Source organism: Martelella mediterranea DSM 17316, assembly GCF_002043005.1.
GTDB classification, from domain to species: domain Bacteria; phylum Pseudomonadota; class Alphaproteobacteria; order Rhizobiales; family Rhizobiaceae; genus Martelella; species Martelella mediterranea.
In genome coordinates this window covers 4,469,268-4,494,684 of the sequence record NZ_CP020330.1, presented here as the reverse complement: position 1 = coordinate 4,494,684, position 25,417 = coordinate 4,469,268, and the positions used below count along the sequence as shown (strand labels likewise).

General features: G+C 63.4%; 15 protein-coding genes. 11 read left to right on the top strand and 4 right to left on the bottom strand.

Annotated features, from left to right (window positions below; translation table 11 throughout):
• Nucleotides 1–7 precede the first annotated feature (7 nt).
• Both Mame_RS20920 and Mame_RS20915 read left to right on the top strand, forming a co-directional pair.
• Nucleotides 8–499 carry a group III truncated hemoglobin gene (locus Mame_RS20920; RefSeq protein WP_018064468.1) on the top strand — a complete coding sequence of 164 codons (492 nt, stop codon included), beginning with the start codon at nt 8–10 and terminating at the stop codon, nt 497–499.
• A complete protein-coding gene (locus Mame_RS20915; protein WP_018064469.1) occupies nt 496–786 on the top strand; it encodes a DUF6522 family protein in 291 nt (96 codons plus the stop codon). Before Mame_RS20920 ends, Mame_RS20915 begins: the two co-directional genes overlap by 4 nt.
• A 34-nt stretch (nt 787–820) precedes the next feature.
• Here the strand turns inward: Mame_RS20915 and Mame_RS27640 are convergent, their stop codons facing one another.
• The gene (locus Mame_RS27640) at nt 821–1,348 is read right to left on the bottom strand and encodes a DUF488 domain-containing protein (RefSeq protein ID WP_018064470.1); all 528 of its coding nucleotides are present in this window, start codon (nt 1,346–1,348) and stop codon (nt 821–823) included.
• Nucleotides 1,349–1,642: 294 nt separating this feature from the next.
• Here Mame_RS27640 and Mame_RS20905 point away from each other — a divergent pair, with 294 nt between their 5' ends.
• From Mame_RS20905 to cysG, 9 genes are all read left to right on the top strand, one after another.
• Nucleotides 1,643–5,446 (top strand): bifunctional nitrate reductase/sulfite reductase flavoprotein subunit alpha, encoded by a 3,804-nt coding sequence (locus Mame_RS20905; protein WP_018064471.1) that lies wholly within the window; start codon nt 1,643–1,645, stop codon nt 5,444–5,446.
• 21 nt (nt 5,447–5,467) lie between these two features.
• Nucleotides 5,468–6,058 (top strand): ANTAR domain-containing response regulator, encoded by a 591-nt coding sequence (locus Mame_RS20900; RefSeq protein WP_018064472.1) that lies wholly within the window; start codon nt 5,468–5,470, stop codon nt 6,056–6,058.
• A 2-nt stretch (nt 6,059–6,060) separates the two neighbouring features.
• The gene (locus Mame_RS20895; protein WP_018064473.1) at nt 6,061–7,281 is read left to right on the top strand and encodes a CmpA/NrtA family ABC transporter substrate-binding protein; all 1,221 of its coding nucleotides are present in this window, start codon (nt 6,061–6,063) and stop codon (nt 7,279–7,281) included.
• Between the two features lie 481 nt (nt 7,282–7,762).
• Complete coding sequence (locus tag Mame_RS20890; protein ID WP_018064474.1) at nt 7,763–9,136, top strand: CmpA/NrtA family ABC transporter substrate-binding protein; 1,374 nt, start codon at nt 7,763–7,765, stop codon at nt 9,134–9,136.
• A 41-nt stretch (nt 9,137–9,177) separates the two neighbouring features.
• On the top strand, nt 9,178–10,254 hold the full coding sequence (locus tag Mame_RS20885; RefSeq protein ID WP_018064475.1) for an ABC transporter permease: 1,077 nt from the start codon (nt 9,178–9,180) through the stop codon (nt 10,252–10,254).
• A gap of 7 nt (nt 10,255–10,261) precedes the next feature.
• A complete protein-coding gene (locus Mame_RS20880; RefSeq protein WP_018064476.1) occupies nt 10,262–12,028 on the top strand; it encodes an ABC transporter ATP-binding protein in 1,767 nt (588 codons plus the stop codon).
• Nucleotides 12,029–12,033: 5 nt separating this feature from the next.
• Nucleotides 12,034–14,481: a nitrite reductase large subunit NirB gene (nirB, locus tag Mame_RS20875; protein ID WP_018064477.1), complete on the top strand. Its 2,448-nt coding sequence runs from the start codon at nt 12,034–12,036 to the stop codon at nt 14,479–14,481.
• 10 nt (nt 14,482–14,491) lie between these two features.
• A complete protein-coding gene (gene nirD / locus Mame_RS20870; protein ID WP_018064478.1) occupies nt 14,492–14,827 on the top strand; it encodes a nitrite reductase small subunit NirD in 336 nt (111 codons plus the stop codon).
• Between the two features lie 12 nt (nt 14,828–14,839).
• Entirely contained in the window at nt 14,840–16,333 is a 1,494-nt protein-coding gene (cysG, locus tag Mame_RS20865) for a siroheme synthase CysG (protein WP_235726808.1), read from the top strand.
• Between the two features lie 93 nt (nt 16,334–16,426).
• Here cysG and Mame_RS20860 read toward each other — a convergent pair whose 3' ends face one another.
• From Mame_RS20860 to Mame_RS20850, 3 genes are all read right to left on the bottom strand, one after another.
• The gene (locus Mame_RS20860; protein WP_018064480.1) at nt 16,427–17,599 is read right to left on the bottom strand and encodes a TIGR03032 family protein; all 1,173 of its coding nucleotides are present in this window, start codon (nt 17,597–17,599) and stop codon (nt 16,427–16,429) included.
• A gap of 91 nt (nt 17,600–17,690) precedes the next feature.
• Nucleotides 17,691–24,734 (bottom strand): autotransporter outer membrane beta-barrel domain-containing protein, encoded by a 7,044-nt coding sequence (locus Mame_RS20855; protein WP_155122161.1) that lies wholly within the window; start codon nt 24,732–24,734, stop codon nt 17,691–17,693.
• Between the two features lie 191 nt (nt 24,735–24,925).
• Entirely contained in the window at nt 24,926–25,402 is a 477-nt protein-coding gene (locus tag Mame_RS20850) for a hypothetical protein (RefSeq protein WP_018064482.1), read from the bottom strand.
• Between the last annotated feature and the right edge of the window lie 15 nt (nt 25,403–25,417).

The window sequence follows — 25,417 nt, the reverse complement described above, 5'->3', positions numbered from 1 at the left end:
TTCGGACATGAGAGGACGTCCCGCGCCGGAGCGCACGGTGATCATTGACGGCAAGCCACTTCCCGAGGTGCTGGACGAGGCGATGATTCGCGACGTGGTGTATGGCTTTTATGACCGTATCCGCGAGGACGCGCTGCTCGGTCCGGTCTTCAACAGTCGGATCGCCGCCGATGACTGGCCGCGCCATCTTGAGCGCATGTGCGACTTCTGGTCGGCGACGCTTCTGCGCACGGCGCGCTATCAGGGCCGCCCGCTGCCGCCGCATCTGGCGATCCCCGAAATCGAGGAGCGGCATTTCCGCCGCTGGCTGCAACTCTTTGCCGAAACCGTGGAGGCGATCTGCCCGAAGGAGGTGGCGTCGCTGTTTCTCGACAGGGCCATGCGCATCGCCCATTCCTTTCGTCTGGCCATCGGCTTTCACCGCGGCGAGGATACGACCGGGCTCTGCCCGATCGGATATGCCGACCTTGCGCGTCAGTCAGGCGGTGCGAAACCATGAACGCTCAGGAAGCCGGGACCTTCATCGAACGCAATGCGGAGGGTCAGTTCGAAATCGGCGCGGAGCGGCTTGCCCGCCGCTTCGGCCTCGGCGTCGATGATCTGCGGCTCATGACCGCACGCGGGCAGGTGCGGTCTTCGGTTGAACGCGGCGACGGCGAGGATGCGGGACGCTGGCGACTCTCCTTCCGCATCGGCAACCGCCGCTGGCGGCTGACCGTGCGCGAGGATGGCAGGGTCGAAGACGACGAATTCAGCATCGTCACCTCCGGCGGGCGTTCGCTCTGAGCGCTAAAGCGTTTCCAGGAAAAGCGGTAGCGCTCTAATGCGAACGGCCGGTTTTCTTGTGCGAGGGCTGATCGTCGGCTTCGGGATCTGCCGGTTGGCCGTTGTCGTCGCGACGTTCCGTTCCCAGCCAGGCCGGATCCAGTTCGTGCAAGAAACAGGGCGGGGACGACACCTCGACTGCGCCTTCATCCGGCTGATCCGTCTCGGCGTCGCGACCGTTCCTTTCCGTAATGACGGCCGCGAGGACCCGCGCGTGGTTGATGCATTCGTCGCGGGTGGCGTAGAGCAAGGTCACGGTGTCTTTCCCGCTCTCTGCGCAAAGTTCATCAAGCGCGGCATTCTCCGCAAGCTCCGCGCGATAGCGCCGTTGAAATTCCTCCCACCGGTCTTTTCTGTGCGCGAACCATTTGCGCAATTCGCCTGAGGGCGCGACCTCCTTGGCCCAGAGGTCGATGCGGGCCTTGTTCTTCGCAAGGCCGCGCGGCCAGAGACGGTCGACGAGAACGCGCAGGCCGTCCGCCTTGTCGGGTTCGTCATAGACCCGTTTGATCTTCACCGGCATCGTGCTGTCTCCCTCCCTGTGATGTAACGCTTCGGCAAATCAGCCGGTGGACTTGAAAGTCATCGCGTGTCGGACTATCGTTGACCGCATCAATGTCCAATGGCGGGCATTCCATCGCAAAGCTGCGGATCTGAGAACCGTTTCCTTCAAGGGAGCGCTTCGAATGATGCCGCGGCTTTTTTGTTTTCATTTTAGACAGCGAGGAAAGCCGATGCCACGCCGGCATGTGATCCATTCTGCGCGTCATCTCCCGTTTCCGTCAATCGTCAGTCCTTGTCAGAACGGGGGACGGCGATGGGCGTAGAACGTGTCAAAAGCGTCTGTCCCTATTGCGGCGTCGGCTGCGGCGTGGTGCTCGATGTCGAGGACGGGCGGATTATCCGACTTTCCGGCGATAGAGAGCATCCGGCCAATCGCGGGCGGCTCTGCACCAAGGGCAAGACCGCGCATGAGGCGATTGTCGCTGCCGGTCGTCTTGAGAATGCGCTTGTGCGGGGGGAGGGCGTTGCGCCAGAGGCTGCCTCCGTCGATGTGGCGATTGCTGAAACGGCGAAGCGGCTGCGCGCCATTGCCGACACGCACGGGCCGGACGCGGTTGCGCTTTATGTTTCGGGCCAGATGTCGATGGAGGCGCAATATCTTGCCAACAAGCTCGCCAAGGGGTTTTTACGCACGCGCCATATCGAGTCCAATTCGAGGCTGTGCATGGCCAGCGCCGGTTCCGGGTACAAGCTGTCGCTCGGCGCAGACGCGCCGCCGGGATCCTATGATGATATCGAAAAGGCCGATCTGTTCCTCGTGATCGGCTCGAACATGGCCGATTGCCACCCGATCCTGTTCCTGCGGATGATGGACCGGGTGAGAGAAGGCGCGAAGCTGATCGTCGTTGATCCGCGCCGCACGGCGACCGCCGAAAGGGCCGATCTTTATCTCGCACCGAAACCCGGAACCGACCTCGCGCTATTGAACGGGCTTCTGCATCTGATTGTCGAAGCGGGCGGCGTCGATCAGGCCTTTGTTGACGCCCATACCGAGGGCTGGGCGGATATGCCCACATTTCTCGCCGACTATCCGCCGGAGCGGGTCGCGGCGATCACCGGGCTTGAGGTTGAGGACATCAGGGCGACTGCCGACATGGTGCTCGCAGCCGGTGAACTCATGACGCTCTGGACCATGGGGCTCAATCAGTCGGTGCAGGGCACGTTCAACACCAATGCCATCTGCAATCTGCATCTGGCCACGGGCAAGATCTGTCGCCCCGGCAGTGGTCCCTTCTCGCTGACCGGCCAGCCGAATGCCATGGGTGGGCGCGAGATGGGCTATATGGGGCCCGGTCTTCCGGGACAGCGTTCGGCGCTCGTCGAAGAGAACCGTCGCTTCTGCGAGACCCGCTGGGGCCTTGCGCCCGGCACCATCCGCACCGAGGAGGGCACCGGCACCATCGCCATGTTCGAGGCGATGGCGGCGGGCGAGATCAGGGCCGCCTGGATCATCTGCACCAATCCGGTGGCAAGCGTCGCCAACCGCAAGACGGTGACGGCGGCGCTCGAACGCGCCGAATTCGTCGCGGTGCAGGATGCCTATGCCGAAACGGAAACCACGCCCTATGCCGATATCCTTCTGCCGGCGGCGGTGTCTTTCGAGGCCGATGGCGTCATGGTCAATTCCGAGCGCAACATGGCGCTGACGGCCGCCGCCGCGAAACCGCCGGGCGAAGCGCTGCCGGACTGGCGGATCATCGCGAAAGTTGCCTGCGCCATGGGCTATGAGGCGGCCTTCAGCTATGAGAGCGCGGCAGAGGTGTTCGAGGAAATCCGGCAGTTTTCCAATCCCGCGACCGGTTATGACATTTCCGGGGTTACGCATACGCGCCTGCGCGAAGGCAGCATCCAGTGGCCGGCATCCGAGACCGGGCAAGCCACGCGCAATCCGATCCGCTACCGCGCGCCTGATACGGGATTGAAATTCGCCACCGAAAGCGGCCGGGCGAAATTCTTGCCACGGCTGCACTCCGGTGCGCGCGAAATGCTGGATGGCGACTATCCGTTCATTCTCAACACCGGCCGACTGCAGCACCAGTGGCACACAATGACCAAGACCGGCAAGGTCGCCCGGCTGAACAAGCTCAATGCCGCGCCGTTCGTCGAGATCAACCCGGCCGATGCGGCGGCGCTCGGGATCGGCGACAACGACAGGCTGTCGATCACCTCGCGTCACGGCAGCGCGATACTGCCTGCCATCGTCACCGACCGGGTTTCGCCGGGCGCGCTGTTTGCGCCGTTTCACTGGAACGATGTGTTCGGCGATGATCTGGCGGTGAATGCTGTGACCGGCAATGCCGTCGATCCGATATCGCTCCAGCCGGAGTTCAAGGTGACGGCGGTTGCGCTCGCCCGCGTGGCGGCGGCAGAGGCCGATGCGCCGGAGGTTGCGCGGGGCAGGGTCGAGTCCGTGCCGGTGTTGGCGGAAGGCAAGGGCGCGCAGCCGGACGCGGACCCGTCAAAGCCCGCTGTCTCCGTATTCTTCGCCTCGCAGACCGGAACGGCGGAAATGGCGGCCGCCGATCTTTGCGACGCGCTTGGCGCGGCGGGGTACCGCGCGGCGTTGCGTTCGCTTGACGCGGTTTCCCCGGATGACCTTGCGACAAAGGCCCCTGTACTCTTCATCGTCAGCACCTTCGGCGATGGCGATCCGCCCGATCATGCGGCCGATTTCTGGGCAGCGCTTTTGCGCGATGACGCGCCCCATCTGGAGGGGCTGCGTTACGCCGTGGTGGCGATGGGCGACAGTTCCTATGACCAGTTCTGCGGCTTCGGCCGGAAACTGGATGACCGGCTCGAAGCGCTCGGCGGCGTGCGTCTGGCGGCATGCCGCACGCTGGATGCGGGCGAGGAGGGGGACGCGGTTTCAGCGGCGATGGCCGCTCTTTCCGGGTCTTCGAATGGCCCACCGGTTGCGGCTGAAAGCGCCGTCCGACCCAATGGTTGGAAACCGCCGCAAACCGTTGCGGCCAGGCTCAGCGTCAACCGGCTTCTGAGCGGTTCCGGCAGCGCCAAGGAGGTGCGCCAGTTCGGGTTCCGGGTCGATGGCGTGGCGGATTACGAGGCGGGCGATGCGCTTTCCATCATGCCGCGCAATTGTCCCGAACTTGTCGATGAAATCCTGACCTCTCTGCAATTGCCGGCGGAGACGCCGATTTCCGGCATCAACGGCCACGATATCGGCATCGGCGAGGCGTTGCGCGATCATTTCGAGATCGGTCAGTCGCATCCGGATTTCCTCAAATGGTGGGCGGATGTCAGCGGGCATGAAACGCTGAATACCCTGATTGCCGCCGCCGACCGGAAAGCCCTCAATGACTGGCTTTGGGGCCGGCAGATCGCCGATATTGTCGCCATCGCGCCGAAACCCGTTGCCGGACAGGACTTCTGCGACCATCTGAAAAAGCTGCAGCCGCGGCTCTATTCGATCGCCTCCAGCCCGAAGGCGAGCCCGGATGAAATTCATCTGACGGTTTCGGTGCTGCGCCATGCCCGTTACGGAAAGAGCCGCAAGGGCGTCGCCTCGGTGTTTCTGGCGGACAGGGCGGCGGCCGAGCCGGTGCGCGTTTCGGTGAAGAAACAGGCGCATTTCCGCCCGCCCGCCGATCCGGACACCCCGGCGATCATGGTCGGTCCGGGCACCGGCATTGCGCCGTTCCGTGCCTTTTTGCAGGACCGGGAGGCGGCGGGCGCGGGCGGGCCGAACTGGCTGTTCTTCGGCGAGCAATCGCGCGACAGCGGCTATTATTATCGCGACGAAATCGAGGCCTGGCAGAAGGGCGGTTTGCTGACCCGCTTCGACACAGCCTTTTCGCGCGATCAGGCGGAGAAGATTTATGTCCAGCACCGCATGGCGGAAAACGGGCGCGAAATCTGGAAGTGGCTGCAGGACGGCGCGCATTTCTATGTCTGCGGCGATGCGAGCCGCATGGCGAAGGATGTGGATGTAGCACTTCGGGCGATTGCCGAGACCCATGGCGGGCTTTCGCAAGCGGCCGCCGAAGGCTACGTTAAGACGCTCGTCAGGGAAAAACGTTATATGCGCGATGTCTATTGACCGTTTTGCGGAAGCCGCCTCATGAACACCAGTGATCTCGCGATCCTTGTCATCGATGAAAACGCGATCCGCGCCGCCATTATCCGGGACGGCCTGCTCAAGGCCGGCCATCATAATGTCACCGTGGTGGAAGAACTGGTCGGCGTTGCCCGCACGATCGAGCGCCTGTCGCCCGATGTGATCGTGATCGACATCGAAAACCCCAATCGAGACATGCTCGAAAGCCTGTTCGTGCTGTCGCGCACGGTAAAAAAGCCGATCGCGATGTTTGTCGATCGCTCCGATGCCGAAACCATCCATGCGGCCGTCGAGGCCGGGGTCTCGGCCTATGTCGTCGACGGGCTGAAGCAGGAGCGGGTCAAGCCGATCCTCGATATGGCGATTTCGCGGTTCAACGCGTTTTCGCGCATGGCGCAGGAGCTGGAGGCGGCGAAGAGCCAGCTTGAGAACCGCAAGGTGGTCGACCGCGCCAAGGCGCTTTTGATGAAATCGCGCGGCATGGATGAGGAAAAGGCCTATGCGCTCATGAGGCGCACGGCGATGGATCAGAACCGCAAGATTGTCGATGTGGCGCAAAGCCTGATCATGACGTTCGAGATGCTGGAGAGATAGAGATGCAGGACCTTTCAATCGGATTTGTGCCGCTTCTCGACAGCGCCATCGTTCTGGCGGCGGAGGCCAAGGGCTTTTTCATCGAGGAAGGGCTCAAGGTCCGCCTCACGCGGGAAACCTCGTGGAGCGCGATCCGCGACCGGCTCGCGGTCGGCAGCCTGCAGGCCGCCCATGTGCTGGCGCCGATGCCGATCGCGGCCAATCTCGGCCTGTTTCCGCTGGCACCGAAACTGGTGGCGCCGATCGCGCTCGGGCTTGGCGGCAATGCGGTGACGGTTTCGGCGGCGCTCGGTGCTGCGATGGAGGCGGAGGGCGATGAGAGCGATCTTGACCCGGCCAAAGCGGGTGCGGCGCTGAAACGGGTGATTGCGGTGAGAAGAGCTGAGGGCCTGCCGCCGCTGCGCTTCGGGGTCGTCTACGTGTTTTCCGGGCACAATCTCGAACTGCGCTACTGGCTCGCGGCCAACGGCATCGACCCCGATCGCGATATCGAAATCGTGGTGCTGCCGCCGCCCTTCATGCCGGATGCGGTGGAGGCCGGGCGGATCGACGGTTACTGCGCCGGTGAACCGTGGAACACGATTGCCGCGCGGCGCGGCGCGGCGAGGATCGTCACCGTCAAGGCGAAGATCTGGCGCTCCAGCCCGGAAAAGGTGCTGGCGCTGCCCGCCGATTTCGTGGAGGCCAACGAGGAGACCGTGGCGGCGCTGCTGCGCGGCCTTTACCGGGCCTCGCAATGGGCGGCCGAACCGGAAAACCACCCGGAACTGGCCGCGATCCTCGCCGAACCGGGCCATCTCGATGTCGACCGGGCGATGCTCGAGCCGCTGTTCTCCGGCACGCTGGCGATCAGCGAAAAGGCGGAAACCACGGTCGAGGATTTCTTCCTGACATCCGCCAAGGCCGCGACCTTCCCGTGGCAGAGCCATGCGCTGTGGTTCTACAGCCAGATCGTGCGCTGGGGGCTTTGCGATCACTCCGCCGAAAACGCCGAGATCGCGAAAATGAGCTACCGGCCGGATATCTACCGCAAGGCGCTGCAGCCGCTGCACACACCGCTGCCGGGCGCGAGCCTCAAGGTGGAGGGCGCGCTCAAGGCGCCGACGCCGGTGGGGGCGAGCGCCGGCGGCCTCATCCTCGGTCCCGACGGCTTTTTCGACGGTCAGACCTTCGATCCCGATCAGGTCGGCGCTTATATCGAACAGCAGAAGGGGGCTGTCTGAGCAGACTGCTGACAAAGCCCGCGCCAGCCACCTCCGTCATGCTCGGGCCTGTCCCGAGCATCTAAGCACGTCTCAACGCGACAGGCGTGTCGGATGAAAAGTCTGTTTGAATACAGTCCATTACGAAACGCCAACGCCGCTCGTGCGGTACTGTGGTTAGATCCTCGGGACAAGCCCGAGGATGACGTCCGTAGAAGGGATAGGTCTGTCAACAAGCGGAGCCAAGCCCGTATTTTGTGCGCTTCCTGGGTGCATTTGCATAAATTTTAATCCGAATTTCGATTCATATATTTTTTATGCAAAAATCCGCCGATGCCGCTTGTATGAGGAGACATTGTGTGTTTCCATAAGTCTCAAGAATTCGGCGCCCAATGGAGGGTGCCAGGCAACGCCGCCAACGCATTCGCGCCACAACTGGCCCGATGACCGTTAGGCGGCTTTTTTCGTTTTTTCGATCTTCCCCATCCATCAGGAGAACGCCATGCGCCATTTCCTTTGCTCTGCCACCATGCTCTGTTCGCTGACCTTCGCGGTCACGGCCGCCCATGCCGAAATGCTGTTTCCGGAAAAGGACGAACTGACCATCGGCTTCATCAAGCTGACCGACATGGCGCCGCTGGCGATCGCCAAGGAGATGCATTTCTTCGAGGATGAGGGGCTTTATGTCACGCTCGAGGCGCAGGCGAACTGGAAGGTGCTGCTCGACCGGGTGATCACCGGCGAACTGGACGGTGCCCACATGCTGGCCGGCCAGCCGCTGGCGGCCACCATCGGCTATGGCACCGAGGCGCATATCGTCACCCCGTTCTCGATGGACCTCAACGGCAATGCGATCACGGTGTCGAACGCGGTCTGGGACCGGATGAAGGAAAATATTCCTGTCGGCCCGGATGGCAAGCCCGAACATCCGATCAAGGCCGATGCGCTGAAGCCGGTTGTCGAGGCCTACAAGGCCGAGGGCAAACCGTTCAAGATGGGCATGGTCTTCCCGGTCTCCACCCATAATTACGAGCTGCGCTACTGGCTGGCGGCCGGCGGCATCAATCCCGGCTATTATTCGCCCGGCGATATCTCCGGCCAGATTCAGGCCGATGCTCTGCTCTCCGTCACCCCGCCGCCGCAGATGCCGGCGACGATGGAAGCCGGAACGATCGACGGTTACTGCGTCGGCGAACCCTGGAACCAGGCGGCCGTGTTCAAGGGCATCGGCGTACCGGTCGTCACCGACTACGATATCTGGAAGAACAACCCGGAAAAGGTCTTCGGCCTGACCGAGGAATTCACGCAGAAATACCCGCAGACGACGCTGGGGCTGACCAAGGCGCTGATCCGCGCGGCCATGTGGCTGGACGAGAACGACAATGCCAATCGCGAGGAGGCCGTCGAGATCCTGTCGCGGCCGGAATATGTCGGGGCCGATGCCGAGGTGATCGCCAACTCGATGACCGGCACGTTTGAGTATGAGAAGGGCGACACGCGTCCGGCTGCGGACTTCAATGTCTTCTTCCGCCACTACGCCACTTATCCCTATTATTCCGATGCCGTCTGGTATCTCACCCAGATGCGCCGCTGGGGCCAGATCGCCGAGCCGCAGGAAGACGGCTGGTATGACGAGGTCGCCCGCTCGGTCTATCTGCCGGATATCTATCTGGAGGCCGCCCGTCAGCTGATCGACGAAGGCCACGCCACCGAAGCGGATTTCCCGTTCGACACCGACGGCTACAAGCCCGCGACAAACGAGTTCATCGACGGCGTGACCTATGACGGCCGCCATCCGAACGCCTATCTCGAAAGCTTCCCCATCGGCCTGAAGGGCGATGAAGTGATCGACGGCAACAAGATTGCCGGACGCTGAGCGCGATTGACACCAGCACGGACAGGAAAGGCTCAGACGTTATGACCATTGCCACAGAAATGATGGACCCCGAAATCGCCGTCCGCCGTGAACGGCGCATCGCCCGGATCAACCGGGCGGGCAAGGTGCTCGCGCCCTTCGGCCTCGGCTTCGTCGTGCCGCTTATGAAGCTGGCCGCCGGCGATACCCCGTCCGAGCAATGGGCGGATTTGAAACAGATGCTGCTCGTTCCTCTGATCGGCATCCTCGCTTTTCTGGCGGCCTGGGCATTCCTGGCGCCGAAGGTCCATACCTCGCTCGGCGCGATCCCCGGCCCGGCGGCGGTGTTCCAGCAGGCCGAGGTGCTGATGGACGATCATTTCGCCGAACGGCAGAAGGCCGAGGAATTTTACGCCCGGCAGGATGAGCGCAACCAGATGTTGATCGCCGAAGGCTATGCCGACCGGGTGAAGGTGCGGCCCTATACCGGCAAGCCGACCTATTTCGACCAGATCTGGACCTCGCTGCTGACGGTCGCGCTCGGTTTCTTCATCGGCACGGTGATTGCCGTTCCGGTGGGCATCGCCTGCGGGTTGTCGAAGACCTTCGAGGGCGCGATCAATCCGCTGATCCAGCTGTTCAAGCCGGTCTCGCCGCTCGCCTGGTTGCCGATCGTGACCATGGTGGTGGCCGCGCTTTACGAAAGCCAGAACGACCTTCTGCCGAAGTCGATGGTGATCTCGGCGATCACGGTGACGCTCTGTTCCATCTGGCCGACGATCATCAACACGGCCCTTGGCGTTGCCTCGATCGACCGCGATCTCGTCAATGTCGGCAAGGTGCTGCAGCTTTCCACCTGGACCACGATCCGCAAGCTGGTGCTGCCGTCCTCGCTGCCGCTGATTTTCACCGGCATGCGGCTTTCGCTCGGTGTGGGCTGGATGGTGCTGATCGCCGCGGAAATGCTGGCTCAGAACCCCGGCCTCGGCAAATTCGTCTGGGACGAGTTCCAGAACGGCTCCTCGGATTCGCTTGCCCGCATCATCGTCGCGGTGATCACCATCGGCCTGATCGGCTTCTTCCTCGACCGGGTGATGTTCGCGCTGCAGACCGCCTTCACCTATTCGGCGAACCGCTAAGGAGGGCATGATGTCGACCATTCTTCAGCTCAAGGATGTCAACAAGGGTTTCGGCGAAGGCCTGAAGCGCCATGACGTCCTCGCCGACATCTCGCTCGATGTCAAAGAGGGCGAATTCATCGCGATCCTCGGCTTTTCCGGCGCGGGCAAGTCGACGCTGATGTCGATGCTCGCCGGTCTCGATAAGCCGGACAGCGGCGAAATCCTGTTTCGTGGCGTACCGGTCGAAGGCCCGTCGCCGAAGCGCGGCATCGTGTTCCAGAATTATGCGCTGATGCCCTGGCTTTCGGTGGAGGCCAATGTGCGACTTGCCGTCGACGCCGTGCATAGGCAAAAGCCGGCGAAGGAGCGGGCCGCACTCGTCGACTGGTATGTGGCGATGGTGGGCCTGAAACACGCCCGCGACCGCAAGCCGTCGGAACTGTCGGGCGGTATGCGCCAGCGCGTTTCGGTCGCCCGTGCGCTCGCCATGCAGCCGGACCTGCTGCTGCTCGACGAGCCGCTGTCCGCACTTGATGCGCTGACCCGCGCCAAGCTGCAGGACGAGCTCGCCGATATCTCGCAGAAAGAGAAGAAGACCATCATTCTCGTCACCAATGATGTCGACGAGGCCATTCTTCTGGCAGACCGGATCGTGCCGCTGACGCCCGGCCCCAACGCCACTTTCGGTCCCTCCTTCGATGTGAACATTGCCCGGCCGCGCGAGCGCGCGGCGATGAATTCCGACCCGGATTTCATCCGGCTACGCTCGGCTGTCACCGAATATCTGATGGATGTCGGCGTTAGCGCCAAGCCTGAAACCGCGCGGGTGGAAACGCTACCCAATGTCGTTCCGATTTCGCTCAAATCGACCTCGAAGCCGCTGCCGGCGGCCTATCGCGAAAAGGCGCAGTCGCCCATCGAGAGCGGCTATGTGGAATTCTCCAACGTCACCAAGATCTATCCGACGCCCAAGGGGCCGCTGACCGTCGTCGAGGGCTTCGACCTGAAGATGAAGAAGGGCGAGTTCATTTCCATCATCGGCCACTCCGGCTGCGGAAAGTCGACTGTGCTGTCGATGGCGGCGGGGCTGAACCCGATCAATGCCGGGGGCATTATTCTCGATGGCCGCGAGATCTCCGGCGCCGGGCCGGATCGTGCCGTGGTGTTTCAGGCCCCCTCGCTGATGCCTTGGCTGACGGCCCGCGAGAATGTCGCGCTCGGCGTTGACCGGGTCTATCCCAAGGCAAGCCCCGCCGAACGTCGCGATGTCGTCGGATACTATCTCGAGCGCGTCGGTCTTGGCGATGCGATGAACCGTGCGGCGGCCGACATGTCGAACGGCATGAAGCAACGCGTCGGCATTGCCCGCGCCTTCGCGCTGTCGCCTAAGCTGCTGCTGCTCGACGAGCCATTCGGCATGCTCGACAGCCTGACCCGCTGGGAGCTGCAGGAGGTGCTGATGGAAGTCTGGTCGCGCACCAAGGTCACCGCCATCTGCGTGACCCATGATGTCGATGAGGCAATTCTCTTGGCCGACCGGGTGGTGATGATGTCGAACGGGCCGAATGCCCGCATCGGCAATATCATGGAGGTCGACCTGCCGCGCCCGCGCTCTCGGAAAGCGCTGCTCGACCACCCGGATTATTACGCCTACCGCGAAGAACTGCTGGAATTTCTCGAAGCCTATGAAGGCGGGGCCTCGCCCGCCGAGGAACAGCTTGCCGCCATCAGGCAGAAGCGCGACCAGCGCATCAGCCGGCAGACCTGCAACAAACGCGTCGCAGCGGAGTAGACATCATGGCCCAGAAACTTGTCATCATCGGAAACGGCATGGCGCCCGGGCGCATGCTCGAAGAGCTGTTCGAGCGCGCCCCCGGCCTCTATGACGTCACCATCTTCAACGCCGAACCCCGGGTGAACTACGACCGCATCATGCTGTCGCCCGTGCTCTCGGGCGAAAAGACCTATGAAGACATCATCATCCATGGCGATGACTGGTACGAGGAACACGGCGTGACGCTGCATCGCGGCGCGAAGGTTGCGAAGATCGACCGGGAGGCGAAGGCCGTCACCGCCGAAAACGGCGTAACGGCCTCTTATGACCGGCTGGTGATCGCCACCGGTTCCTCGCCCTTCATCATCCCCGTGCCGGGCCACGATCTGCCGGGCGTGCTGGCCTATCGCGATCTGGATGACGTTGACCGGATGCTGAAGATCGCCGAAGGGCAGGGCCATGCGGTCGTCATCGGCGGCGGGCTTCTGGGGCTTGAAGCGGCCTACGGGCTGAAGCAGCGCGGCATGAGCGTCACTGTGCTGCACCTGATGGACACGATCATGGAGCGCCAGCTCGATCCGGCAGCCGCCTACCTGCTGGAAAAGGCGCTCGACGATCGCGGCATCGAGATCATCACCAAGGCCAATACCAAACAGATTCTCGGGAGCGGCAAAGTCGAAGGCGTCGAGCTGGAGGATGGCCGCATCATCTCCGCCGACATGGTGGTGATGGCGGTGGGCATCCGCCCGGCGGCGGCGCTCGCCAAGGATGCTGGACTGGAAACCAATCGCGGCATCGTCGTCGATGACGGCATGGCGACCTCCGATCCTTCGATCTTCGCGCTCGGCGAATGCGCTGAACATCGCGGCGTCTGTTACGGTCTCGTCGCGCCCCTCTATGAGAGCGCCATCGTGCTTGCCGACCGGCTTGCCGGTGGCGCGGCCGAATACAAGGGATCGCATGTCAACACCAAGCTGAAGGTCACCGGCATCAAGCTGTTTTCGGCCGGCGATTTCGCCGAGGGGCCGGACCGCGAGGAGGTGGTGCTGCGCGATGCCACGCGCGGCGTCTACAAGCGCGTCATCCTGAAGGACAACCGCGTGATCGGCGCCGTGCTTTACGGCGACACCGCCGATGGCGCCTGGTATTTCGAAATGCTGAAGCGCGGAACCGATGTCTCGGAAATGCGCGAGACGCTGATCTACGGCCAGGCCTATCAGGGCGGTGGCGCTGCCGATCCGGCGGCGGCCGTCGCGGCGCTTCCGGATGATGCGGAAATCTGCGGCTGCAACGGTATCTGCAAGGGCAAGATCGTCACCGCGATCAAGGACAAGGGCCTGACCTCGCTCGACGATGTCCGCGCCCACACGAAGGCCTCGGCGTCGTGCGGCACCTGCACCGGGCTGGTCGAGCAGCTGATGGCGCTGACGCTGGGGGATGCCTATAACCCTGCGGCCGTCCAGCCGGTTTGCGGCTGCACCGATCTCGGCCATGACGATGTCCGGCGCCTGATCCGCGCCAAGGGGTTGAAGACCATCCCCGCCGTGATGCAGGAGCTTGAATGGAAAACCTCCTGCGGCTGCGCCAAATGCCGTCCGGCGCTCAATTACTATCTCGTCTGCGACTGGCCCGGCGAATATGCCGACGACTATCAGTCACGCTTCATCAACGAGCGCGTCCACGCCAATATCCAGAAGGACGGCACCTATTCGGTGGTGCCGCGCATGTGGGGCGGGGTCACCTCATCGAAGGAGCTGCGCGCGATTGCCGATGTCGTCGACAAATACGAGATCCCGACCGTCAAATGCACCGGCGGCCAGCGCATCGACATGCTGGGCGTGAAGAAGGAGGACCTGCCGGCGGTCTGGGCCGATCTCGGCAAGGCGGGCTTCGTCTCGGGCCAGGCCTATGCCAAGGGCTTGCGCACGGTGAAGACCTGCGTCGGCAGCGACTGGTGCCGGTTCGGGACCCAGGATTCCACCGGGCTCGGCATTCGGCTCGAAAAGTTCATGTGGGGCTCGTGGACGCCGGCCAAGCTGAAGCTTGCCGTTTCGGGCTGTCCGCGCAACTGCGCCGAGGCGACCTGCAAGGATATCGGCGTGATCTGCGTCGATAGTGGCTTCGAAATCCATTTCGCCGGCGCCGCCGGGCTGGAAATCCGGGGCACGGAAGTGCTCGGCATGGTCAAGACCGAGGACGAGGCGCTGGAGCACATCGTGGCGCTCACCCAGATGTATCGCGAGCAGGGCCGCTATCTGGAGCGCATCTACAAATGGGCAAAACGCATCGGCTATGACGAGGTCCGCGCCCAGATCATGGACGATGCGGACAAGCGCAAGGCCTATTTCGAGCGCTTCGTCGAAAGCCAGAAATATGCCCAGGTCGACCCGTGGTCGGAGCGCGTCTCCGGCAAGGACAAGCACGAATTCAAGCCGATGGCCGTGGTCGGGCAGACCGAGCCGGCGGAGTGAGGAGCCCATCATGAGCAACGATTTCATCGCTATCGGCCGTATTGAAGATATCCCGCGGCGCGGCGCGCGCTGCGTGAACACCGCTTTCGGCCGCATCGCGGTGTTCCGCACGGCGGAAGACGAGGTCTTCGCCATCGACGACCGTTGCCCGCACAAGGACGGCCCGCTTTCAGAGGGTATTGTGCACGGAAGGGCCGTGACCTGCCCCTTGCATAATATGGTGATTTCGCTGGAAAGCGGTTCGGCGCTCGGGGCGGATGAGGGCGCGGTGCAGACCTATCCCATACAGGTCGAGGACGGGCGGCTGTTCATTGCGCTCTCCGCGCTGCCGATGGCGGCGGAATAGGGGAGGTGGATCATGGCCACCGGACGCGCAAAAGCACCCGCCCGCATGGAGGACCTAGCCGTCCTGCCGCTGTTCTTCCGGCTGAAGGGCAAGGCGGTACTGGTCGCTGGCGGCAGTGATGCCGCTGCCTGGAAGGCCGAATTGATGGCCGCCACGGGTGCCGATGTGACGGCGTTTCTGGGACGCGAGGCCGCCGACGCGGCGCTGCTTGCGCTGGAGGCCGATGGTCGGGTGCGCCTTTCCGGGGCGGACTGGTCGGCTGCCGATTGGACGGCGTTTGAGCTGGCGCTCGGAGACTGTGTGGATGAGGAGGAAGCGCAGGCCTTCCGCGCGCGGGCGAAGGCGGAAGGTGTGCCGGTCAACGTCATCGACAAACCGGACTATTGCGACTTCCAGTTCGGCTCGATCGTCAACCGCTCGCCGGTCGTCGTCGGCATTTCCACCGACGGCGCGGCCCCCATTCTGGGCCAGGCGATCCGGCGGCGGATCGAAACGCTGCTGCCGAAATCTCTGAAAGACTGGGCCGGGCTTGCTGCCGGTTTGCGTGACGGGGTGAATGCCAGACTGAAGCCGGGCGGCCAGCGCCGGGCCTTCTGGGAGCATTTCGTCGACCTGAGTTTTTCTGGTATCTCCGGCCCTGATGATGGTGCAGCCGACCGGCTTCTGGCGCGCGCGACGCAGGTCGCGGCCTCTCCGCAAACCGGCAGCGTCACGCTTGTCGGCGCCGGGCCGGGCGATCCCGAGCTTCTGACGCTGAAGGCCATGCGCGCGCTGCAATCGGCCGATGTCATCCTGTTCGACGACCTGATCGCGCCGGAAATCCTCGAACTGGCGCGACGCGAGGCGAAGCGCATGCTGGTCGGAAAACGCGGCGGACGGACAAGCTGCCGGCAGGAGGACATCAACCGGATGATGCTCGATCTGGCGCGGGCCGGAAAACGCGTCGTGCGACTGAAATCGGGCGACCCTTCCGTCTTCGGGCGGTCCGGCGAGGAGATCTCAGCCCTTCGCGAAGCGGGCATTCCTGTTTCCGTCATCCCCGGCATCACCGCCGCAAGCGCGCTCGCCGCCGGCACGACAACCTCGCTCACCCACCGCGATTGCGCCCAGTCTGTCCGCTTCGTCACCGGGCACTCGAAAAAGGGTGCGCTGCCGCAAGACATCGACTGGCGCGCCATCGCCGACCCGACGACGACCACGATGTTCTACATGGGCGGCCGCACCGCCGGCGAAATCGCAACACGGCTGATCGCCGAAGGGCTTTCGCCGGAAACCCCGGTCCTGATCGCTTCCAACATCAGCCGACCGGACGAAAGACGCTGGCACGGCACGCTTGCGGGTCTGGGCGAGGGCATGGCTGAAATCGGCCATGACAACCCGGTCCTGTTCGGCGTCGGCCGGGTCTTTGCAAAGACCGTCGCGGTTAGCGACAGGCAGGCTTTAGTGCCGCGTTATCTCAAGGAAGCTCGGCCTTTGCCGGCGACGGTTTATAGCAATTCCAGGTGAAGTGGACACCGGTTCACCGTCCGGAATTGCGTAAAAACAAAGAGATAGAACCTTTCCGCGTTTCCGTGAAATGCGGAAAGGTTCTAGAGCTCTTCAGGCCGGTTTCCAGCCGCGTTCCGACAAGGGCTGATCCGGGGCTTCGATGGTGATGAAGCTGGCGAGTTCGGGGCCGAAGGTCGGCAGCGCCATCGGGCAGCGGACGCCCGGCAGGACCCGCACGTCGAAGAGTTCCTTGATCCCGCCCTCGAGGCGCAGCCATTCCACGATATCGCCATTGGCGGTGTTGACGATCTGCAGCCCGCACCAGGCCTCGGCCTTGCGGCTTTCCAGCTCGTCCTGGAGATTGAGCCCGGAAAACACACCCTCGCGCCGCGCCAGCGAAAGCCCGACCAGGGCATGGCCGTCATGGAAGGACAGGCCACGCAGGAAGCCGGGACAGAAGGCGACGCGCTCGCGCGTCCTGCTTTCAAGGTCCAGCCGGGTGAGATAGCCATTGCCGGAATCGAGAAACCACAGCGCGCCGTCGTGCAGGCGCGGGGAATGCGGCATAGACAGGCCTTCGGCGACAATCTCGTCCGTTTCGATATCGACGACCACGCCGCCATCGCGGCGATGCTCGCGCCAGCCGTCGACGATGTCCGAGGTCGAGACCGAGGTGACAAAGCGCGGAACGCCGTTTTCCATCGCAAGTCCGTTCAGGTGGCAGCGATCTTCCGGGGCCAGCCGGGAGATGAAGGGCGGGCGCCAGACTGGCTTGAACGAATGGGCGACGCTGTCGGTCGCCAGACACGAATATTTGGTGTTGACGAAAAGCAGCCGGCCGGCGGCGTCGATGCCCAGCTCATGGACATCGAGATCGGACACCGTCTGGCCGCGGCGCGGCACGTAGAGCCTGTCGAAATGCTCGTTGGCGCGCTCGTTGGGCGCCAGCACGTTCTCAAAACGCCAGATCTGGGCAAGGCCGGCCAGCAGCAGGCGCTGGGCATCGCCGATCAACCCCATGGCCCGGACGAAATTGCGCTGGTGCAGCGAGAGCGATCCGTTGGGCAGCGTGCCGACAAGAAAAAGCTGGCCGGTCTGGTAGGAGGTAAACGCCAGCGCGCAATTGTGCATGGCAAGCCACTGCGGAAAGCCCCGCGAACAGGTCACATTGGTCTGCAGCACGGCGGGATCCACCCGCGCCTCGGGCGCATCTGCGCGGTCCGGCCCGGTCGGCGCGGCGGTGCCGTCGGCGGCACTGTTGTTTTCGGACGGATCGGCGGGCATGCGGTATTCCTGTGCGTTGCGTAGACTGGGGAGAGCGGCAATGGCTTGCCGCGCTCCAGCTTTTTTCGGCAGGCCGTGACCTGCTGCTTGATCAGAACCGGTAGCCGAACCGCACGGAGCCGACATGCGACTGATAGTCGTCGGCGAACGAGCCGTCATACTGGAATTTCAGCTCCATGCCCTGGCGTTGCGCGAGGTCGAGCCCGAGCGAGACATGGCCCACCGTATCGGCGATCGGCGTGAAGGTCGAGAAGCTGTCCATCGAGGACAGACCAGCAAACCGAGCCGTCGTCTCCCATTCGTCCGATGTCAGGAAAGTCACGCCGAGATCGCCGTAAAGCCGCGCCGGCCAGTTCTCCTTGAACGGTATCCGCGCGCCGAACTCGATGCCCGGCGTGACCCCGAACGCGGTATCGGAATTGCCGTCGACCATCAGGTTCACCGCGCCCGCGCCGGTTTCGGTATAGCCGAACTGGTGCATGTTGATGACATCGAAATCCACCTTGGGGCGCATGTAATACTCATCGCCGAGGGCTATTTCATAAGATGCGCGGAACCGGGCGAAGAACATCGCCGAATCCGGCTCGCCCCGCGCCGTGGCCGAGAGCGTGTCGAGGTTGATATAGCGCTTGGAATCGCCCCAGTTGTAACCGGCGCCGCCGACGAGGCCAAAGAGCCACGGCCCCATCTCCCGCTTCAGCGCGACCGCACCGGTGAAGGATTGCTGATCCAGCTTCTCCGACCCGCTGTCATTGCGGAACCAGCTGCTTTCATAGGTGAGCCCCGAGCCCAGGAACCAGCCATCGCTGAGCTCCGTCTGGCCGCCGATCTGCAACCCGCCGACGGATTGGGTGTAGCCGGAAGCATCGCCATGGGCGTCCTGCGTCGTCTCGCCGCCAAGCACGCGGCTCCACACGCATGAGCCCTCATCCATCATCACGCCGGTCGTCTCGAAGGCCGGGCACGACAGCACGCTGTTGGCCGCGGAAATCGCCGCCGAGGGCGAATCCGCCAGCGGCGCCGCCGCCGTCTGCGAGGCGAGTTCCAGCAACATGTCGGAGAAGGTATCGGGCTCGGACTGATGGAACGCGCCGAAGGCCTGGCCGAGCGAAATCTCGTCCTCGGCGAACTTCACTTCCGTGGCGCTGCCATCGGCGACCTTGTCCCAGGCCTGCTGCATCGCCTTCGAAACCTCGCTGGCATTCTTGCCGAGCGAAACGCCGTTGCCGGTGAAATACGCGTCATCGACCGAGAAACCGTACCAGCCCTCTGCCGATTTCGTAACGTCGGTGAAATCGAAGACCAGCGAGGAAAGTGCCGTGAGCGACGAGGTGTCGCTGCCCTCGGCCGTCAGGAACTCGCTGCGCGTGTTCGGCAGCAGGGCATTGGCGTTGATATCGACGCCCCAGGTCCCGGCGAAGTCGCCTTCGATCGTCAGCCGGTCGGCCGTGCCGTGTTCCATGTCGACATCGAGATTGGTGAACAGCCCGCCCTTGCTGGCGCTTTCCGTGCGCCAGTCGATCCGGTCGCTGCGCTTGAAATAGCTGAACGGCGAGAACGTGGTCGAAAGGCCGAGATCGGCGACATCATAGGCGCTGCCCGATGAGCCGATGCCGGCGAGAGCGCCGGTGAAGGTCGTGGCAATCGTGTTCCACGCGCCGCCCGGGTCAATGCTGCCGGCATTGAGCACAGCGTCGACATCGGCGATCGCGCCGGTCACGAACGTGCCCGTTCCCTGATTGAGGAAAAGGCTTGTGCCACCGAGCGCCGCCATCTGCACCGCGCCATTGGCCGCGGAAGACGATGAAGTGGCGAAGTCGTGCTGCACGATATTGCCGGTGAATGTGCCGGAATTGCTGTGTGTGACGCTGGTCTTCTTGGCCGCGGAAACATAGAGCGCGCCGCCCTGAAACTCTCCGTCCACTGCGGCCGCTTTGGACCCCGTCAGCGATCCGCCCTGATCCAGCGTCAGCGTCATCGTCTCGCCGGTCGTCTGGGCCCAGACGCCCCAGGCGGTCGGGTCCGTCACGGTAACCGATCCGCCGATCGTCACGGCGAGCGAGCCAGATGACGTGTTGCCATCCGCATCAGAACCTTTCGTGTTGTTGAAACGACCGAGTGTGCCGGCATAGGTCTTGCCGTTTTGTGTGAAGATGCCGCCCGACCCGCCAATGGCCTGGGCCACGATGCCGTGGGCGTATTTGCCGGTGGTCTGGACAGACGCGCCGGCGTCGACCGCAACGTTGACGATGCCGGCGCTGTCCGCGTTGCCGCTGTCGGAATAGTAGTAATTCGAGCCGCTCGACGTGCCGCCGTAATAGCCGTAGGACGCGTTGAGCTTCTGCGCCAGATCAGCCGCCACGCCACCGCCGCCGGAAATCGTCTGCGCCAGTATGCCGAAAGCGCCATCGCCGGAGGTAATGATGGTGGCGCCGTCCTCGAGCGTGACCGACGCCTCGTCGGCGCTGTTGGGCGCCTGTTCCTGGACGAAGGATATCTTGTCAGTGACCGCAGCGGCTGCCGTCAGGAAGCCGCCGCCGCCGCTGATCGACTGCGCGACGATGCCCGCCGAGCGCGCGCCATAGGTGGTGATCGCGCCGCTGTGGGTGATCGCCACCTTGCCGCCATGGGCCGAACCGGAATTGCTGCTGGACCCCATGGTCACGCTCAGCACATTGGTGATGGTATCGTCATTGACCGCATTGGCTGTGCCGAGCGCCACGCCGACGAGGCCGCCGCCGCCACCGATCGACTGGGCGATGACGCCCTGCGAGGCATCGCCCTTGGTAACGATTTTGGTATCGGAGAGGGTTTTGACGGTAACGGTGCCGGCGGTTCCGGCACTGCCATCCGCCTTGCCGCCGAGGCCGATCTTGACCTTGGAAACGGCAAGACCGGAGGAAAAACCGATGCCGCCGCCGCCGGCGATCGACTGGGCAACAATGCCGTGGGAGGCGAAGCCGCTGGTATAGATGTTGCCGGCGTAAACCGAGACGTTGCCGCCATCGCCGCCACTGCCGCCTTCCGAGCCGATGGTGAGCGTGGCGCAGCTATCCTTGTCGTCGGAGCTGGAATCGTCGCTGCTGGAACTGCTTGAGGAATCGCAACTGCTGGAGGTATCGCTGTCGTCGGAATCATCGCTGCCCGACGAGATCGCCACCGCGCCGCCGCCGCCGCCGACCGATTGGGCGACGATGCCGGCCGACATCGTGCCAAAGGTGTGGATCGTTCCGGTGCCGACGATGGTTCCCGAACTGTCCTGCCCTATGGTCACCGCGCCGCCGGCCCCTCCGGCGCCGCCGGTCGAGCCGACGGTCACCCCGAATGTGAGGGTCTTGTCGTCGTCATCGCCATCATCGCCGCCGTCGTCATCGTCATCCGAGGTTGAGACCATGGCGAGCGACGTTTCCGTCGCTTCGGCGTCGTCCCCGCCATCATCATCGCCGTCATCATCGTCGTCGTCCTCGTCCTCCTTGATGGAAAGCGAGCTCTTGCCGGAACCCGCCGCACCGCCGCCGCCGCCGATCGATTGGGCCAGTATCGCATCCGACCAGTCGCCCTTGGTGGTGATCGCGCCTTCGCTCGAAATGCTGACCGCGCCGCCATCTCCGCCGGCTGAACCCTGTGCACCGAGACCGATGGTGATGTCCCAGTCCGCATCGCCGCTGCCGCCGCCCCCGGAGGAGGAGCCGCCGCCGCCGCCGATCGACTGGGCGAAGATCCCGCGGGACACATGGCCGCCGGTGTAGATCGAAGCGCCGGCGTCATCCATATGCACGTCGACGCTGCCGCCGTTGGTGCCCGCGCCGCCATAGGCGCCGAGCCCGATATTCAACGCGGCCGACTTGATGCCGTCTGCCGCCTTGGTCGAGCCGGAGCCGGTGCCGGCATTGCCGCCGCCGCCGCCGATCGAATGCGCCAGAATGCCGTCGGCATAGCCGCCCGTCGTGCTGATCGCGCCGTAATGGCTGACGCTGACCGTGCCGCCGACGCCGCCAACGCCGCCATAACCGCCGACATAGGAATTGACCGAGACGGCAAAATCCGTGCCCGCGTCGACTTTCTCCTCGTCTTCGGCCAGCCATGATGTGATCGATTTGGCCACGGAACTGGCGGTCGCATCCCCGCCATTGCCGCCGCCGCCGCCGATGGACTGGACCACGAGGCCGGCTGCGCCGTCGCCGGAGGTCTGGATTCTGGAGGTCTTGTATACATGCGCCTCGGCCGTGCCGCCATCGCCGCCCGCGCCGCCGATCCCGCCATGGGCGATCGAAACGGAAAACGAGATCGTGTTGCCGTCCTCATCGAACGGCACGCCGGCGGCAATCGCCTTGGAGGAGGCCTGGCCGCCCGAACCGCCGCCGCCGCCGATCGACTGGACGACGATCCCCTGTGCATCCGTGCCGCTGGTGGCAACAACGCCGTTGGTATAGACCTTCGCATCGCCGCCGCTGCCGCCGTAAGCGCCCGAGCCGCCATGGGCGATCGAGATGTCGATGCCGAAACCGGCGCTGGTCGATTTGCCATTGCCGCCGATCCCGCCGCCGCCGCCGATCGACTGCACCAGTATGCCGGTGCCGTGGTCGCCCTTGGTCGAAAGCGTGCTGTAATCGCTGGCGCCCTGCGTGCCGGAGCCGAACTGCGTCACCTTTGCCGTGCCGCCCGCGCCGCCTGCGCCGCCCGACCCGCCGGTCGCGCTGGAAAAGAACAATCCCCAGGCCGTGGCCTGGCCGCCCGCACCGCCGCCGCCGCCCACCGACTGCGCGACCATGCCCATGGCGTAATCGCCGGTCGTTGCAATCGCTGTTGCGGACTCGGTTATGATGGTTGCTTCTCCGCCGTTGCCCCCAGGCCCGCCCGCGCCACCGACCGTATGAAACAGACCCTTCTTGTTGCGCCCCTGGCCGCCGCCGCCGCCGATCGACTGGGCGACGATGCCGTGCGCCTCCGAGCCGGTTGTGGTCAGATTGCCGTAATTGTGAACATCAACCGTGCCGCCATTGCTGCCGGGTATGGCGCTGTCACTGCTGCTCTTGACTGCCGAACTCGAGCTTTCGCCCGATCCGATCGCGCCCGTCGCGCCGGTGCCGCTGTTGGTGCCGCCGCCGCCACCGATCGACTGGGCGAGAATGGCGATGCCGCCGCCAAGTTCCGTCTGGTCGGAGCTGCTGGCCGCGGTTTTCGCACCGGCATAACCGCCATAGGTCGAGATATTGCCCTTGTTGGTGACCGTAACACTGCCCGGCACCGAGCCTGCATTTTGCCCTCCGACCGTCTGACCATCTTCGGGGTTTGAAATCGCAGATCCCTGTGACAGGCTCGTTGTTGGCACGGTTCCTGCAGATTGCAGCAATCCCCCGCCCCCGCCGATCGATTGCGCCACGATGCCATGGGAATCGATACCATGGACCGTGATATTACCCGTATTGGTTACGGTAACGTCACGGCTGGTCGATCCGTTTGCGCTCGTATCGCCCCAGGTGAGCGTCCGACCATCTGAATTCGTATAAATACCTCCGCCATCTGCCGCAGATGCAGATTGCGCGATAATGCCGTGCGAATGGTCGCCGTATGTGGTGATACCGAAATCATTGGTTACGGTCACGTCCCATGCCGCTCCGCCCCATCCGTTCTCGCCCTTGTAGGTCGATGACCCACCGCCACCCAGAGACTGGGCGATAATGGCGCTTGAGGTATCTCCGTGGGTTATAATCTGCCCGCCGCCGGTCAGTTCGACATTGGCGTTAAGGCCAGTGCCCCCCGGCGCTTCGCGGCCATCCTTTGTACTTTCGTACGACGTTCCGCCCTGGCTCACGGCGAGAATACCGGGAGAGTAATCGCCTTGGGTCTGAAGCAGGGTCGAGGACGCCCCGTAGACCGTCACGGCAACCGGATTTGCGTTGAAGCCTTCCATCGCCTTCTTGCCGCCACCCGGCAGGCCATCGCCCGATCGCGAGATCGCCATGATCGCCGCACCGGTTTTCCGGGTTAGCTGAACGCTCTGATTGACGGCCCCAAGGTAAATCGCACCGGCAGACTGAGTGGTGATCTTGCCGGCCATTGGCGTTTGCGCTGAACCGACCTGCACTCTGGCAGCCGTCGCATTGGGATTTTCTACATCGCCGGAACTGCTGCCGCCGCCATCGCCGCCGGCGCCTGTAGCGAAGCTATTCGTGTTGTAGGGCGTATTGCCGCCATAGGACGCGGCCAGAATGGCCGGTCCGCTTTTGGTGGCATAAACGGATTTCGAGGTATAGACCGAAACAGAGTAGGCATATCCGCTCGAGGTGTAATCACCCGAACCTGAATAGGTGGCCGGGCCGCCAAGACTAAGCGCTGCAATACCGAAAGTGGCACCGGACACCGTTCCCGTTGAATGAACGGAAACCCTTCCACCCCGACCTGCGCTACCGTCTTTATCGTGAGAATCTCGAGTGCTCCCTCCTTGCGAGAGGGCAAAAATGCCGCCGCCAACCGAACTTGAGACATCCCCGGAACTGACGATCGAAACAATGCCGCCATCGCCCCCACCGGTTTCCTTGTTCGTGTCAGTCCCGCTCCAGTTAAGCGCGCCGAGCGACACGGCATTCAGCCCGTTGGACTGGGTCTTGCCGATACGCAGATTGCTGTAGGGAATGCTATATCCCGGCGCAAACAGCAAAGAAGTGTCTGCGGCCTCGGTAACCGTAATCGTCGCGTTATTCGTGACGTTCACACTAAAACCGGCCCAGCCCCAGTTGGAGTGCACGCCATAGACCGCACCGCGGTATGTATCGCTGCCGCCGCCATCGCCTGGATTGATCAGCGCCATATAGGTGCCGCTATAGGCATATTGCGTTGTGGTCAAAGTCCCGGAAGAAATCGTGCAACTGATTGTCTGAGAATAGATATCGCTTTTTCTGCTCTCAAACTGGCTTTTGTCTATGTTTGAACCCGTTTCGGTCCTTACCGAGGACGGATCGCACGTCACCGCCGCATAGGCGCGGGTATATCCGCGCGAATAGAGTGGCAGCGGAACGCCGGCAAGCGTTCCGGCAAGGGCTGTGGACTGGAACAGGATCGACGAGGCGATCCATTTCATCCGTTTCCGGTCTGCGGGACGCTCCGCCGCTTTCCGAGTGTCAGACCTGTTCATGCGTATTGTCCCCCCGGGCCGCCACTTTAGCGGTACTTCATATGACAATACGCGTTATATCCGGTTTGATCAGGGAAATTATAAGCAAAGCCGCCGCAGGCAGGACTTTTTTTGGTATTTCCGGGCTCTGCGACAGGATGCGCCATTGATTAAAAGTGGCGGATTTTGCTCATGAATCTCTCAGGCCGGCATCAGTCTCCGACGCGGCCGAAGGTCTCGAAGAACGCCTTGGAAGCGCCATCGGGGGCCTTGCCGACGCCCCAGCGCATCAGGGTCGAGGCGTCCTCGGAAAAGCACCAGTACTGGCCGATGATGACGTCGCCATCGAGCTGTTCCAGCACCTGGAATTCGTGGCTGCCGAGCTGGCGGATGCGCACTTCATTGTAGCGGGCATTGCCCTCGATCGGCGCCGGCTTGTCATCGAGCGTGGCATCGAACTTGTTGATATAGAGCTTGTCGGGATTGGTGTCGTTGACGCCTTCATAGGCGAGGAAATTCTCGGCAAACCGCATGGTCAGCGTCAGCCGGAAGCCGGCGGGAAACAGGCCGTTGCTCCAGTAGCTCTGCGGATGTTGCGACCGGTAGACGCCGCTCAGGCGCGAATTGTCGAAGCGTTTCGGTTCGATGGCGGGGAGACCCCGACCCGTGGCGAGAGCGTCGATCAGCATGATTGTCTCTTTCAT